11 protein-coding genes are annotated in these 14,042 nt (G+C 69.0%); 2 read left to right on the top strand and 9 right to left on the bottom strand.

From position 1 onward, the window contains the following. Positions 1-114 precede the first annotated feature (114 nt). A complete protein-coding gene (gene purB, locus ACT3TD_RS11780) occupies positions 115-1,545 on the top strand; it encodes an adenylosuccinate lyase (RefSeq protein WP_301442138.1) in 1,431 nt (476 codons plus the stop codon). Here purB and ACT3TD_RS11775 read toward each other — a convergent pair. Next, a complete protein-coding gene (locus ACT3TD_RS11775; protein WP_301442139.1) occupies positions 1,542-2,186 on the bottom strand; it encodes a LysE family translocator in 645 nt (214 codons plus the stop codon). The two genes, purB and ACT3TD_RS11775, sit on opposite strands and share 4 nt — an antisense overlap. Positions 2,187-2,269: 83 nt before the next feature. Between ACT3TD_RS11775 and ACT3TD_RS11770 the strand changes: the two genes are divergently transcribed. Next, on the top strand, positions 2,270-2,728 hold the full coding sequence (locus tag ACT3TD_RS11770; protein WP_301442140.1) for an Lrp/AsnC family transcriptional regulator: 459 nt from the start codon (positions 2,270-2,272) through the stop codon (positions 2,726-2,728). Here the strand turns inward: ACT3TD_RS11770 and ACT3TD_RS11765 are convergent. From ACT3TD_RS11765 to ACT3TD_RS11730, 8 genes are all read right to left on the bottom strand, one after another. Continuing rightward, positions 2,715-6,167 carry a pyruvate carboxylase gene (locus ACT3TD_RS11765; protein WP_301442141.1) on the bottom strand — a complete coding sequence of 1,151 codons (3,453 nt, stop codon included), beginning with the start codon at positions 6,165-6,167 and terminating at the stop codon, positions 2,715-2,717. The genes ACT3TD_RS11770 and ACT3TD_RS11765 overlap by 14 nt on opposite strands. Positions 6,168-6,343: 176 nt before the next feature. After that, on the bottom strand, positions 6,344-7,504 hold the full coding sequence (locus ACT3TD_RS11760) for a bifunctional 2-methylcitrate synthase/citrate synthase (RefSeq protein ID WP_301442970.1): 1,161 nt from the start codon (positions 7,502-7,504) through the stop codon (positions 6,344-6,346). 39 nt (positions 7,505-7,543) lie between these two features. Then, complete coding sequence (gene prpB / locus ACT3TD_RS11755; RefSeq protein WP_301442971.1) at positions 7,544-8,458, bottom strand: methylisocitrate lyase; 915 nt, start codon at positions 8,456-8,458, stop codon at positions 7,544-7,546. Next, positions 8,459-9,973, bottom strand: a complete 1,515-nt coding sequence (gene prpD / locus ACT3TD_RS11750; RefSeq protein WP_301442972.1) for a 2-methylcitrate dehydratase PrpD — start codon at positions 9,971-9,973, stop codon at positions 8,459-8,461. Between the two features lie 214 nt (positions 9,974-10,187). Then, on the bottom strand, positions 10,188-10,925 hold the full coding sequence (locus ACT3TD_RS11745; RefSeq protein ID WP_301442973.1) for an AAA family ATPase: 738 nt from the start codon (positions 10,923-10,925) through the stop codon (positions 10,188-10,190). Positions 10,926-11,025: 100 nt separating this feature from the next. Beyond that, positions 11,026-12,705 carry a dipeptide ABC transporter ATP-binding protein gene (locus ACT3TD_RS11740; protein ID WP_441578911.1) on the bottom strand — a complete coding sequence of 560 codons (1,680 nt, stop codon included), beginning with the start codon at positions 12,703-12,705 and terminating at the stop codon, positions 11,026-11,028. Continuing rightward, entirely contained in the window at positions 12,702-13,643 is a 942-nt protein-coding gene (locus ACT3TD_RS11735) for an ABC transporter permease (protein WP_301442975.1), read from the bottom strand. The genes ACT3TD_RS11740 and ACT3TD_RS11735 overlap by 4 nt, the downstream gene beginning before the upstream one ends. Next, on the bottom strand, positions 13,636-14,042 hold a 407-nt coding region (locus ACT3TD_RS11730), incomplete at its 5' end, for an ABC transporter permease (RefSeq protein WP_444637995.1). The genes ACT3TD_RS11735 and ACT3TD_RS11730, both read right to left, overlap by 8 nt.

The following is a 14,042-nucleotide window of genomic DNA, read 5'->3' as shown; positions in this document are numbered from 1 at the left end:
CAAGCCGATTCTGTCGGCCGGGAACAACGGACATGACAGAATCGGCCCCAGTTGCTCCGCGAGGGTGTGGTTGCGGCGTCTCTTCCGCACCGCGGGTGTGGGATACTGGTTGCCGTGGCTGACAAAAAGAAGATCTCGAATGTCCTGGCGAACCGCTACGCCTCCGCTGAACTCACCGGCATCTGGAGCCCGGAGGACAAGATCCTCATGGAACGCCGCCTGTGGATCGCGGTGATGAAGGCGCAGAAGAACCTCGGTGTCGACATCGACGGTGCGGCGATCGCCGACTACGAGCGGGTCATCGGCACCATCGACCTGGCGTCCATCGCCGAGCGGGAGAAGGTCACCCGCCACGACGTGAAGGCACGCATCGAGGAGTTCAACGCCCTGGCCGGGCACGAGGACATCCACAAGGGCATGACCAGCCGGGACCTCACCGAGAACGTCGAACAGCTGCAGATCCACCGGTCGCTGACCATCGCCCGCGACAAGGCCATCGCCGTGCTCGCGCAGATCGGACGTCACGCAGGCGCCTACAAGTCCCTGGTCATGGCCGGACGCTCGCACAACGTCGCGGCGCAGGCCACCACGCTGGGCAAGCGCTTCGCCTCCGCCGCCGACGAGCTCATGGTCGGCATCGAGCGCATCGAGAACCTGCTGGACCGTTACCCGCTGCGCGGCGTGAAGGGCCCGATGGGCACCAGCCAGGACATGCTCGACCTGCTCGGCGGGGACGCCGCCAAGCTGGCGGCCCTGGAACGCACCATCGCCGACGAGCTCGGCTTCGCCCGCATCTTCGACTCCGTCGGCCAGGTCTACCCCCGCTCCCTCGACTTCGACGCCCTCTCCGCCCTGGTGGAGCTGGGTGCCTCGATGTCGTCGCTGTCGATGACGATCCGTCTGATGGCCGGCAACGAGACCGTCACGGAGGGCTTCAAGGAGGGGCAGGTCGGATCCTCGGCGATGCCGCACAAGATGAACGCGCGCTCGTGTGAGCGAGTCGGCGGCCTGCAGATTATCCTGCGCGGCTACATGACGATGGCCTCCGACCTCGCCGGCTCGCAGTGGAACGAGGGCGACGTGTTCTGCTCGGTGGTGCGCCGCGTGGCTCTGCCGGACGCCTTCTTCGCCTTCGACGGCATGTGCGAGACCTTCCTCACCGTCCTCGACGAGTTCGGCGCCTTCCCCGCGATGATCGACCGTGAGCTGGAGCGTTACCTGCCGTTCCTGGCCACGACCCGCATCCTCATGGCCGCCGTCCGTGCCGGCGTGGGTCGCGAGACCGCCCACGAGGTCATCAAGGAGAACGCGGTGGCCGTGGCGCTGAACATGCGCGAGAACGGTGGAGACCAGGATCTGGTCCAGCGTCTCGCCGCCGATGCGCGTCTGCCGTTGGACGAGGACGCGTTGGACGCTGCGCTCGCCGACCGGCACGCCTTCATCGGCGCGGCCGAGGACCAGGTCGCCCGCGTTCTTGCCCGGGTCAACGCGCTGGTGTCGGCCCACCCGACCGCCGCGGCGTACCGGCCGGACGAGATCCTCTAGAGCGCGAGAACGTCGAGCAGCAGCCACGCCCCGAAGCCGGTGAGCAGGATCCCGGAGAACGCCGTCACCACGGTGTTCAGGCGGGGCCGCCCGGTGAGCACGCTGCGTGCGAAGACCGCCACGATGAAGTAGACCACCAGCACCTCGGCGATGAAGATGCTCCCGAGCAGCCCGGTCTGTGCCGCGGAATTCCATCCGTCCGGCGTGAGGTACTGGGGCAGGAGGGCGAGCAGCAGCATCATCGCCTTCGGGTTGATGCCGCTGACTCCCATGCCGCGCAGGTACAGGCTCAGGTCGGTGGTACCGGCGGAGGACGCGGGGGACGCCCCGCCCGGGGCGTCCGTCACTGCGCTGCCGCCGGCGCGCAGGCTCAGCAGCGTGCTCACACCCAGGTAGGTGATGTAGCAGGCGCCGACGAGGGTGAGCACGCTGAGGACGTCCGGATGCGAGGACACCAGCGCGCCGACGCCCACGGCGACGACGGCGACGAGCAGGACGTAGCCGCTGGCGAGCCCGAGTACGGGCGGGGCCACCGACTTACCGCGGGGGCCGGCGCTGATGACGTAGGCCCAGTCCGCACCGGGCATCATCGTCAGGAGGGCGGCGGTGGCGGCGAACTGCAGGACTAGTGAGGCTTCCATGTGGTGAAAGCTTATTGCAGGTCGGCTGAAATGTGTTTCGAAGTTTCGGCGTTCAACCGCGCTGCTGTGGGATAATCTTCGGCATGGATGCCGTAGACCGAAAAATTATCTCATTGCTTCAGCAGGACGGGAGGATGAGCGTCACCGACCTCGCCGAGCAGGCGCGGTTGAGTGTGTCGACCTGCCACCGTCGCCTGCGCGACCTGGAGGGCAGCGGGGTGATCCGCGGCTACCACGCCGCGGTCGACCCGGAAGCCCTCGGACTGACCTTCGAGGCGCTGGTCATGGTGACGATGGGGCGGACGGACCAGGCCACGGTCGCCGCCTTCGAGGAGGCCGTCGCGCGCGAACCGGCCATCGTCTCCGTGGAACGGTTGTTCGGGGAGACCGACTTCATCCTGCGTACGCTCACCCGGGACCTCGCCGGCTACCAGGAGCTCTACGACGCGGTGCTCGGCACCCTCCCGGGTGTCGAGCGGTTGAACTCCACCATGGTGATGAAGCGCGTCGTGGACGGGACCAGGGGTCCTACTCCACGGTGACGAGGAGGTCGCCGCCCTCGACCTTCGTCGGCTGGCTCATCACCACGCGGGTGACCTTGCCGGCCACCGGGGCGGTGATCGTGGCCTCCATCTTCATCGCCTCGATCACCGCGACCGCGTCGCCGGCCTCCACCGAGTCGCCGACGGAGGCGTTGACGGTGACCACACCGGCGAAGGGTGCGGCGACGTGGCCGTCGACGCTCGGGTCGGCCTTCTCCGCGGCGGCGGTGACCGACTCCACCGAGCGGTCACGCACCCGCATCGGACGGATCTGCCCGTTGACGGTGCACACCACCTGGCGCATGCCCTTGTCGTCGGGCTCGCCGACGGCGTCGAGGCGCACCACCATCGGCGGATTGTTGTTGATGCGCACCACGGTCTCCTCGCCCTCGACGAGGCCGTAGAGGAACTGGCGGTCGGTGAGGATCGACACGTCACCGAAGGTGCGCTTGTGCTCGGCGAAGCCCTTGGCCTCCTTGGTGAACAGCAGGCGGCTCAGCGCGCCACGGCGCTGGTCGGACGTCCCGGCGTCGAGCAGTGCGGCCTCGTCGTCGGGCACCTCGACGGTGCGTGAGGCGGTGTCGCCGCGTCCCTCCAGCGCGCGGGTACGCAGCGGTTCGGGCCACCCGCCGGGCGGGGTGCCCAGCTCGCCGCGCAGGAAGGCGATCACGGAGGCGGGGATGTCGTAGCGCTGCGGGTCGGCGGCGAAGTCGGCCACCGACACCCCGGCACCGACGAGGTGCAGGGCCAGGTCGCCGACGACCTTGGACGAGGGGGTGACCTTGGTGGGCCGGCCGAGCAGGTCGTTGACCTCGGCGTAGGCGTCCTCGATGAGTTCGAAGCGATCGCCCAGGCCCAGCGCGGTTGCCTGGGTGCGCAGGTTGGACAGCTGACCGCCGGGGATCTCGTGGGTGTACACCCGTCCGGTCGGGCCGGCGAGTCCGGACTCGAAGGGGGCGTAGACCGCGCGCACGGCTTCCCAGTAGGGCTCCAGCGAGTTCACCGCGTCCAGCGAGATGCCGGTGTCGCGCGGGGAGTGGGCCATCGCCGCGACGATCGCCGACAGGGAGGGCTGTGAGGTGGTGCCGGCCATGGAGGCGGCGGCACCGTCGACGGCGTCGACGCCGGCGTGGGCGGCGGCGAGGTAGGTCGCCAGCTGGCCACCGGCGGTGTCGTGGGTGTGGAGGTGCACCGGCAGGTCGAAGTTCTTGCGCAGCGCGGTGACCAGGGTGTGCGCGGCGGTGGGGCGCAGCAGCCCGGCCATGTCCTTGATCGCCAGCACGTGTGCGCCGGAGTCCACGATCTTCTCGGCCAGGCGCAGGTAGTAGTCCAGGGTGTAGAGGTCCTCGGACGGGTCGGCGAGGTCACCGGAGTAGGCCATGGCGACCTCGGCGACGGCGGTGTCCGTGTCCAGGACCGCGTCGATGGCGGTGCGCATCTGGTCGATGTCGTTGAGCGCGTCGAAGATGCGGAAGATGTCCACCCCGCCAGCGGCGGCCTCGGCGACGAAGGAGCGGCACACCGAGTCCGGGTAGGGGGTGTAGCCCACGGTGTTGCGCCCGCGCAGCAGCATCTGGATGTTGGTGTTGGGCATCGCGGCGCGCAGCTTGTCGAGGCGTTCCCAGGGGTCCTCGTGCAGGAACTGCATCGCCACGTCGAAGGTGGCCCCGCCCCAGGCCTCCACACTGAGCAGTTCGGGGGTCAGCTGGGCGACGGCCTCGGCGGCGTCGACCAGCGGGTTGGTGCGCACCCGGGTGGCCAGCAGCGACTGGTGGGCGTCGCGGAAGGTGGTGTCGGTGACACCCAGGGCGTCGGCGTCGCGCAGCTGGCGGGCGAAGCCGGTGGGGCCGAGCTCGAGCAGCCGGTCGCGCGAGCCGGTCGGCAGGGCGATCTCAGAGTCGTTGCCGTTGCCGGTGGCGGTGGTGAGTTCGGGCAGCTTGCGGCGGGGCACGACCTCGGTCGGACGCGGCCCGTTGGGCTGGTTCACGGTGACGTCGGCGAGGTAGTCCAGGAGGCGTCCGGCCTCGTCGTCGGCCGGCGGGGCGGTGAGCAGGTGCGGGTGCTCGGCGATGAAGGACGTGGCGATGCGGTGGTGGCGGAAGTCGTCCTCACGCAGCAGCGCGCGCAGGAAGCCGATGTTGGTGGCCACCCCGGAGACGGTGAACTCCGCCAGGGCGCGCTGGGCGCGTGCCACGGCCTGGGCGAAGTCGGCTCCGCGGCAGGTCATCTTCACCAGCATCGAGTCGAAGTGCGCGGAGATCTCGCCGCCCAGTGAGGCCGCGCCGTCGAGGCGCACCCCGGCGCCGCCCGGGGAGCGGTAGGCGGTGATGGTGCCGGTGTCGGGCCGGAAACCGTTGGACGGGTCCTCGGTGGTGATGCGGCACTGCAGTGCCGCCCCGCGGGTGACGATGTCCTCCTGGCGCAGGCCCAGGTCTTCCAGGGTCGCGCCGGCGGCGATCTGGATCTGGGACTTGACCAGGTCGATCTGGGTGACTTCCTCGGTGACGGTGTGCTCGACCTGGATGCGCGGGTTCATCTCGATGAACACGTGGTTGCCGGCCTCGTCGACGAGGAACTCCACGGTGCCGGCACCGCGGTAGTTGATCGACTCGCAGAAACGTACGGCGTCGGCGCAGATCTTCTCGCGCAGCGCCGGGTCCAGGTGCTGGGCCGGGGCGATCTCGACGACCTTCTGGTGGCGACGCTGCAGCGAGCAGTCACGCTCGTAGAGGTGCACCACGTTGCCGGTGCCGTCGCCGAGGATCTGGACCTCGATGTGCTGCGGGTTGATCACGGCGCGTTCGATGTAGACCCGGGCGTCGCCGAAGGCGGCCTCGGCCTCGCGTGAGGCCTCGGCGGCGCGGTCGGCGAGCTCGTCGGGGGAGCCGACGAAGCGCATGCCGCGTCCTCCACCGCCGGCGACGGCCTTGACGAACAGCGGGTAGGTGCGGCCCTCGGCGAAGGAGACGAGTTCGTCGATGTCGGCGCTGGGTGCGGAGTCGTCGAGGATCGGCAGGCCGGCCTTCTCGGCGGCCTCCACGGCGGCGGACTTGTCGCCGGTGAGGTCGAGGGTCTCGGGGTCCGGGCCGATGAAGGTCAGGCCGGCCTCGGCGGCGCGGCGGGCGAGGGTGGCGTTCTCGGAGAGGAAACCGTAGCCGGGGTAGATCGCGTCGGCGCCGGTGTCGAGGGCGGCGCGGATGACTTCGTCGATGTTGAGGTAGGCCTTGACCGGTGAGTCGTCGGTGCCGATGCGCACCGCTTCGGAGGCGAAGGAGCGGTGGAAGGAGTTCCGGTCCTCGCGGGGGTAGACCGCCACGGTGGTGGCGCCGGTCTCGAATGCGGCGCGGAAGGCACGCACCGCGATCTCGCCGCGGTTGGCGACGAGGATCTTGGAGAACGAGTGCGGGCTGGCGTCGGCGAGGGTCGTGGAGTCGGCCATGTGAGGCGTCCTTTCCGAAGGGGGCTGGTGGGGCAAGTCGGTACTGTGTGGTCAGACCAGACCTAAAGAATACTGGTGATCTACGCCACTGTCGAGAGGGCAGGGGGAGTACGCGACGCGCCCGCGGCGACGGTGGGGACCGTCGGCGCGGGCGCGTGCGGGAGGCGGAGAGCAGGTCAGGCGCGGATGTTCTCCTCGACCGAGCGCTGCTGTTCGCCGTCGTAGGCACTGAGCGGACGGATCAGGGCGTTGGACTCGTTCTGCTCCACGATGTGGGCGGTCCAGCCGACGACCCGGGCCATCACGAAGATGGGCGTGAAGAACGGGATGTCGATGCCGAGCATGTAGTAGGTCGGCCCGGCGGGGAAGTCCAGGTTCGGCAGGATGCCGGTGCGCTTCTCCATCGCGGCCTGCATGTTGTCGTACATCTGGACCCACTTGTCACCGTCGTGGTTCGCGGCGGTGCGGCGCATCGCAGCCTCCATCGACGGCACACGCGAGTCACCCTTCTTGTACACGCGGTGGCCGAAGCCCATGATCTTCTGCTTGTTGTCGGCCTTGTCCAGCACCCACGCCTCGGCCTCCGCGGGGTCGTCGACCTCGAGGAAGTTGTGCATCACGGCCTCGTTCGCCCCACCGTGCAGCGCGCCCTTGAGCGCGCCGATGGCACCGGTGACCGCGGAGTAGACGTCCGCGGTGGTGGAGGTGATCACCCGTCCGGTGAAGGTGGAGGCGTTGAAGGAGTGCTCCGCGTACAGGATCAGCGACTGGTCGAACGCCTTGACGTCGTCCATGTTGTTGGCCGGGGAGTCCGGCCCGTCGCCGAAGCACATGTACAGGAAGTTCGACGCGATCCCACGGGTCCGCGACGGCGGGATGAACTCCAGGCCGCGACGCCGGCGCATGTCGTAGGCGATGATCGCCGGCAGCTTCGCCAGCAGGCTCACCCCGGTGCGGCGCACCGTGTCGGAACTGTTGTCCTCGTTGGTCACGTCCTGCGTGCCCAGCCAGCTCACCGCCGTGCGGACGACGTCCATGGGGTGGGCGGTCTTCGGCAGGGAGGCGATGAGGTCCAGCAGGCCACGGGTGACCGGACGCAGGGCGCGCTCGCGCTGCCCGAACTCCTGGTACTCGCGCCAGGTCGGCAGCTCCTTGTTCCACAGCAGGTAGGCGACGTCCTCGAAGCTGCAGTGCTCCACGAGCTCCTGGACGGGGTAGCCGCGGTACGTCAGGGAGTTGGTCTCCGGGACGACCTTGGACACGGCGGTGTAGTCGACGACCACACCGTTGAGGCCCTTGCGGATCTCCTGGGTGGTGTCTGCGTTCTTCTCGCTCATCGGGAAAGTCCTTTCGGGTGGTGCGGTGGTGGGGTGGTGTCAGGCCTCGTCGGGACGGGTGTAGGTGAACACGTCGTTGTCGAAGGCGTTGTACTCCTCGTAGCGCAGCAGTTCGTACAGGCGGGAGCGGTGCTGCATCCGGTCGACCCAGTCGGCCTGGGTGCCGGTCTCGGCGATGTCGGACAGGGCGGCCTCGACCTGCCCCATCGCGATGCGCAGCGTGGTGACCGGGTAGATCACCGCGTTGTAGCCGATGTCCTGCAACGTCTGTGCGCTGAGCAGCTCGGTCTTGCCGAACTCGGTCATGTTCGCCAGCAGGGGGGTGTCGACCGCGGCGCGGAACTTCTCGAAGTCCGCCGGGGTGTGCAGCGCCTCGGTGAAGATGAGGTCGGCACCGGCGTCGGCGTAGGCCTTCGCCCGCTCGATGGCGGAGTCGATGCCCTCGACACCGGCGGCGTCGGTCCGCGCACAGATCACGAAGGAGTCGTCGCGACGCTCGTTGACCGCGGCGGTGATCCGGCGCAGCATCAGTTCGGTCGGCACGACCTCCTTGCCGTCGAGGTGACCGCAGCGCTTGGGGTTGACCTGGTCCTCCAGGTGGCAGCCGGCGACGCCGGCGTCCTCCAGCTCGCTGACGGTGCGGGCGGCGGACATCGGCTCGCCGAAGCCGGTGTCGGCGTCCACCAGGACGGGCAGGTCGGTGGAGCGGGCGATCTGGCGGGAGCGTCCGGCGACCTCGGTCAGCGTCGTCAGGCCGATGTCCGGCAGCGCCAGGTCAGCGGCGACGACCGCGCCGGAGACGTACACGCCGTCGAGGCCGGCTTCCTGGATCGCACGGGCCACCAGCGGGGAGAACGCCCCGGGGATGCGCTGGATCGTGCCGGACGTCAGCCCCGCCCGGAACTTCTCCCGACGCTCGGTGGGGGTGACGTTGCTCGAGAACAGGCCCGGCACCTAGAACAGCCCCTCGGTGATCTTCGGCGCGCGGGCGAGCACGTCCTCGGAGAAGGTGACGGTGAGCTGGTTGAGGTCACCGGCGCCGAGCTCCAGGGTGTTCGTCGCGGCCTCGAGGAAGCGGTCCTGCTCCTTCTCGTCGACCAGGCCCTCGGCCAGGGTGCGGAACTTGCCGATGTACTGCTCACGGGTGAACGGGTGAGCACCCAGCGGGTGGGCGTCGGCGACGGCCAGCTCGTCCTCCAGGACGCTGCCGTCCTTCAGGGTGATCACGGCCTTCGCACCGAAGGCCTTCTCGGCCGGGTCGGTGGAGTGGTAGCGGCGCGTCCACTCCGGGTCCTCCACGGTGGAGATCTTGTTCCACAGCTCGATGGTCTCGGCGCGGCGCGCGCGCTCCGGGGAGTAGCTGTGCTCGTGGTGCCAGTCGCCGTCCTCCAGCGCCACGGCGAAGATGTACATCACCGAGTGGTCGAGGGTCTCGCGGGAAGCGTCCGGGTCGAACTTCTGCGGGTCGTTCGCACCGGTGCCGATCACGTAGTGGGTGTGGTGGCTGGTGTGCAGGACGATGGACTCGACCTGCGACGGGTCCACGCCCTGCTCGCGCAGCTGCGCGCCCATGCGGCGGGCCAGGTCGATCGGCGCCTGGGACTGGTACTCCGCGGAGTGCTGCTTGGTGTAGGTGTCCAGGATGCCGCGCTTCTCCTCGCCGGCGCCGGGCAGCGGCACGGTGTAGTCGGCGTCCTTGCCGTCCAGCATCCAGGCGATGAAGCCGTCCTCGCCCTCCCAGATGGGGGACGGGGCACCCTCGCCGCGCATCGCACGGTCGACGGACTCGATGGCCATCTTGCCGGCGAAGGCCGGGGCGAAGGCCTTCCAGGAGCTGATCAGGCCCTTGCGGGACTGACGGGTGGCGGTGGTGGTGTGCAGCGCCTGGCCGATGGCCTGGTAGATCGTCTCGGTGTCGAGCTTCAGCAGCGTGCCGATACCCGCGGCCACGGACGGGCCGAGGTGGGCGACGTGGTCGATCTTGTGCTCGTGCAGGCAGATGCCCTTGACCAGGTCGACCTGGATCTCGTAGCCGGTGACGATGCCGCGCACCAGCTCCGCACCGGACAGGCCCTTGTGCTGGGCCGTGGCCAGGATCGGCGGGATGTTGTCCCCCGGGTGGGAGTACTCCGCGGCGAGGAAGGTGTCGTGGAAGTCCAGCTCACGCACCGCGGTGCCGTTGGCCAGGGCCGCCCACTCCGGGGAGTAGGTGCCGGGCACGCCGAAGACGGTGGAGCCGGGGGAGTAGGGGTGGCTCAGCGCCTGGGAGCGCGCGGTCGACGGCGGGCGACGCAGCACGGAGGCCACGGCGACGGAGGCGTTGTCGATGATGCGGTTGACCGCCATGTCGGCGGAGTCCTGCGGGACGGCCACCGGGTCGGCCGCGACTTCGGCGACCTTCCAGGCCAGGTGCTCCTTCTTCGGGAACTCTTCAGCGGAAGGGTGGACGCGGACGGTGTGCTTCTCCACGGGGTGGGGCTCCTAGAGGCTCTCGGTGTGAGACGTGCCGACCGACCCAGGGCGTGCTGTGACTGCCGACACATCGTTTCCGCGTCCACTATGCCATCGGAGTCCGGGGTAAATGTTCTGTTTCGGAAAGGGTGCTCCGCGTGCGTTCCTCCGCCACCCCCGGCGTTGTCCGGTACCTCACCGGATACCGGCGGTGGCGGGGGGAGGGGGCGGATCAGGAGAGGTGGCGTAGGTAGCTGTCCGGGTCGCCGAGGAACCGGCGCCAGCTCTGCACCAGCGCCAGATCGTCGTAGTCGCGGCGGTGCAGGCCGGTCTCGTCGAGTTCGAGGATCATCGCCCCGGGGGCGGACGCCAGCAGCGGCGAGTGGGTCGCCATGATCACCTGGGAACCGCGTTCGAGCAGGTCGGCGATCTGGGCCAGGAGCAGCAGGCACCCGTTGAAGGAGAGCGCGGATTCCGCCTCGTCGAAGACCCAGAGTCCCCGCATCCCCGCGCGTTCGGTGACGAACTCTACGAAGGACTCCCCGTGGCTCTGGAAGTTGAACTGGTCCGGGCGTCCCGAGTCTAGGGAGATGCCGTCGAGATAGGCCAGGTGGCCGTGCATCGTCTCGGCGCGCAGGAAGACCCCGTTCTTCGGTGCGCCGCCCTCACGGATGAGCTTCATGTTCTCCGCGAGCCCGGACTCGGTGCGCTGCGTGTGGTGCATCGAGTTGTGCGTGCCGCCCTCCGGGTTGAGGCCGTACGCCTCGGCGATGGCCTCGACCAGGGTGGATTTACCGGAACCGTTCTCGCCCACCAGGACGGTGAGCTGCGGCAGGTCCAGTCCGTTGTCCAGTACCTCACGTACCGCCGGGATGTCCGCCGGCCAGGCGTTCCTCGGGGCGGGGTTGATCCCGAGCTCCTCGATCCGACGCACGGGCAGCGGGGCGGGACGCTGCGGGTAGTAGACCATGGCCTCCAGCCTAGCGACACGAAACCCCACGGGATTGTCGGTCCAGGCTCCCTGGACCAACAACCGCGAGGGGTTTCAGAGCGCTTCAGGGGGTTTCAGATCACCCCTGGTGCAGGGGGATCGACCCACCGGGGATCGAGTCGAGCAGCCGACGGGTGTACTCCTCCTGCGGGTGGTCGAAGAGGTCGTCGGTCTCGCCGCGCTCCACGATCCTGCCGTGCTGCATCACCAGCGTCTCGTCGGCGATCTGCTTGACCACCGCGAGGTCGTGGGTGATGAACAGGTAGGTCAGGCCCATGTCGCGCTGCAGCTGGTTGAGCAGGTCCAGGACCTGCGACTGCACCAGCACGTCCAGGGCGCTGACCGCCTCGTCGAGGATCAGGGCCTCCGGGCCCAACGCCATGGCGCGGGCGATGGCCACGCGCTGGCGCTGACCGCCGGAGAGTTCGCCGGGGAACCGCGACATCATCGACTGCGGCATCGCCACCAGGTCGAGGAGTTCGCGCACGCGCTTCTCGCGGTCCTTCTTCGACCCCACACCGTGGATCTTCAGCGGCTCGGCGATGGTGTTGAACACCGAGTACATCGGGTCGACCGAACCGTAGGGGTTCTGGAACACCGGCTGGACACGGCGCCGGAACTCCAGTTCGGACCTGCGGTCCAGGTCGGTGACGTCCGTGCCGTCGAAGGTGACGGTGCCGGAGGTGGGCTTGAGCAGCCCGAGCACCATCTGGGCCACGGTGGACTTGCCGGAGCCGGACTCACCGACCAGCGCCAGGGTGCGTCCGCGGCGCAGGAAGAAGTTGATGTCGTCCGCGGCGGTGAAGTCCTCCTTGCGCCACGGCTTGTCGCCGGGCACCTGGAAGACCTTGCTGAGCTTGTCGACGGTGATCAGCGGGTTCTCGTCCTTCGTTCCGGACGCATCGGCGCCGTCTGCGCCGCCGCTGGCGTCGGACGGCTCGGCGACCTGCACCTCGCTGCGGCGCGCACCGATCGACGGTGCCGCGGCGACGAGCTTGCGGGTGTAGGGGTGGTGCGGGTCCTGCAGGATCTCCAGTGCCGGACCGGACTCCACCACGTGGCCCTGGCTCATCACCACGATGCGGTCGGCACGCTCGGCGGCCAGGCCCAGGTCGTGGGTGATCAGCAGCACGGCGGTGCCGAGCTCCTCGGTCAGACCCTGCAGGTGGTCGAGGATCTGGCGCTGCACGGTCACGTCCAGGGCGGACGTGGGCTCGTCTGCGATCAGCAGGGACGGACGCGCCGCCAGACCGCAGGCGATCAGCGCGCGCTGGCGCATGCCGCCGGAGTACTGGTGCGGGTACTGGCTGATGCGCCGTTCGGCGTCGTCCAGCCCGGCCTCGCCGAGCAGCTCCACGGCGCGGGTGTGCGCGGCGGAACCGGTGGCGATGTTATTGGCCTTCAGCGCCTCCTTGACGTGGTGGCCGATGGTCCACACCGGGTTGAGGTTGCTCATCGGGTCCTGGGGGACCAGGCCGATGTGGTCGCCGCGCAGTTCGGTGAAGCGTTTCGGGCTGGCGTGGGTGATGTCCTCGCCCTCGAAGGTGATGGTGCCGGCGGTGACGTGCCCGTCTCCGGGCATCAGGCCCATGATGCTCATGGCGCTGGTGGACTTGCCGGAGCCGGACGCGCCGACCACGGCCACGGTCTCACCGGGGAAGATGTCCAGGTCGAAGCCGAAGACGGTGGGTTTCGGGTCCTTGGTGCTGCCGAAGGCGATGTCGACACCGCGCATGGACAGCAGGGGTTGGTCGCTCATCGGGTGCGCTCCTTCGGGTCGAGGGCGTCTTTGAGGGTGTCGCCCAGCAGGATGAAACCGAGGACGGTGATCGCGAGGGCACCGGCCGGGTAGAACAGGATCTCCGGGGACAGACGCAGGACGTCCTGCGCGGTCGAGATGTCGTTGCCCCAGGACACGGTGTCCGGCGGCAGGCCGACGCCGAGGTAGGACAACGTCGCCTCGGCGACGATGTAGATGCCCAGGTTGGTGGTCATCATCACGATGATCGGGGCGAGGCAGTTCGGCAGGATGTGGCGCACGAGGATCGCGCCGCGGGTCAGGCCCAGGGCGCGGGACGCCTGCACGTACTCGTTGTTCTTGGCCTGCAGCACCGCGCCGCGGACCATGCGGGCCATCTGCGGCCAACCGAAGGCGGAGAGCACCAGCACCACGGTCCACACGTTGCGCACCTCGAAGAGCTGCATCAGCACGATGGCGGCGAGCAGCAGCGGCACGGCGAAGAAGATGTCGGTCAGGCGCGACAGCACGGCGTCGATCCAGCCGCCGAAGTAGCCGGCGAGGGCGCCGACCACCACGCCGAGAAGGGCGACGATGAGGGTGGTCACCAGGCCGGTGACCACGGACGCCTGGGCACCGTAGATGGTGCGGGCGAAGACGTCGTAGCCCTGCTGGGTGAAGCCGAAGGGGTGCCCCTCACGCGCGGGTTCGAGGGAGTCCTCGAGGTTGGCGGTCATCGGGTCGGTGGAGGTGAACAGCCCGGGGAAGACGGTGACGAGCAGGACGGCGAGGATGATCACCGTGGAGATCCAGAACATCGGACGGCGCCTCAGGTTGCGCCAGGCCGTGCCCCAGAAGCCCGCCGGGGCGTCCTCCGGGAGGAGCTGGTCCCGGGTCAGGACGTCCTCCGTGGCGACCTCGGCGACCCAGCGTTCATTGCGGTTGTGGATGTCAGGCATATCGGATCCTCGGGTCGAGCAGGGCGTAGAGCAGGTCGATGATCAGGTTGGCCACCACGAAGATGACCACCAGGATCGTCACGACACTGACCACGGTGGGGGCCTCACCGATGCTGACGGACTGGAAGATCAGTCCGCCGACACCGTGGATGTTGAAGATGCCCTCGGTGACGATCGCCCCGCCCATCAGGACGGCGAGGTCGGCTCCGAGGAAGGTCACGACGGGGACCAGCGAGTTGCGCAGGACGTGGTCACGCACGACGACGCCGCGGGAGAGCCCGCGGGCCGAGGCGGTGCGCACGAAGTCGGCGCGCAGGTTCTGCGCCACCTCGGAGCGGGTCAACCGCAGGACGTAGGCGAAGGACACCATGCCCAGCACGATCGCCGGCAGCAGCAGAC

Source organism: Corynebacterium sp. AOP36-E1-14 (assembly GCF_052377495.1).
Lineage (GTDB): Bacteria > Actinomycetota > Actinomycetes > Mycobacteriales > Mycobacteriaceae > Corynebacterium.
Note: the sequence above shows the minus strand (reverse complement) of the source record. Positions and strands in the feature narration are given on the sequence as shown.

Excerpts from the sequence above, each read along its gene's own strand:
- ACT3TD_RS11775 (WP_301442139.1), bottom strand. The coding sequence starts at position 2,186 with ATGGAAGCCTCACTAGTCCTGCAGTTCGCCGCCACCGCCGCCCTCCTG.
- ACT3TD_RS11770 (WP_301442140.1), top strand. The coding sequence starts at position 2,270 with ATGGATGCCGTAGACCGAAAAATTATCTCATTGCTTCAGCAGGACGGG.
- ACT3TD_RS11765 (WP_301442141.1), bottom strand. The coding sequence starts at position 6,167 with ATGGCCGACTCCACGACCCTCGCCGACGCCAGCCCGCACTCGTTCTCC.
- ACT3TD_RS11760 (WP_301442970.1), bottom strand. The coding sequence starts at position 7,504 with ATGAGCGAGAAGAACGCAGACACCACCCAGGAGATCCGCAAGGGCCTC.
- ACT3TD_RS11745 (WP_301442973.1), bottom strand. The coding sequence starts at position 10,925 with ATGGTCTACTACCCGCAGCGTCCCGCCCCGCTGCCCGTGCGTCGGATC.
- ACT3TD_RS11740 (WP_441578911.1), bottom strand. The coding sequence starts at position 12,705 with ATGAGCGACCAACCCCTGCTGTCCATGCGCGGTGTCGACATCGCCTTC.
- ACT3TD_RS11735 (WP_301442975.1), bottom strand. The coding sequence starts at position 13,643 with ATGCCTGACATCCACAACCGCAATGAACGCTGGGTCGCCGAGGTCGCC.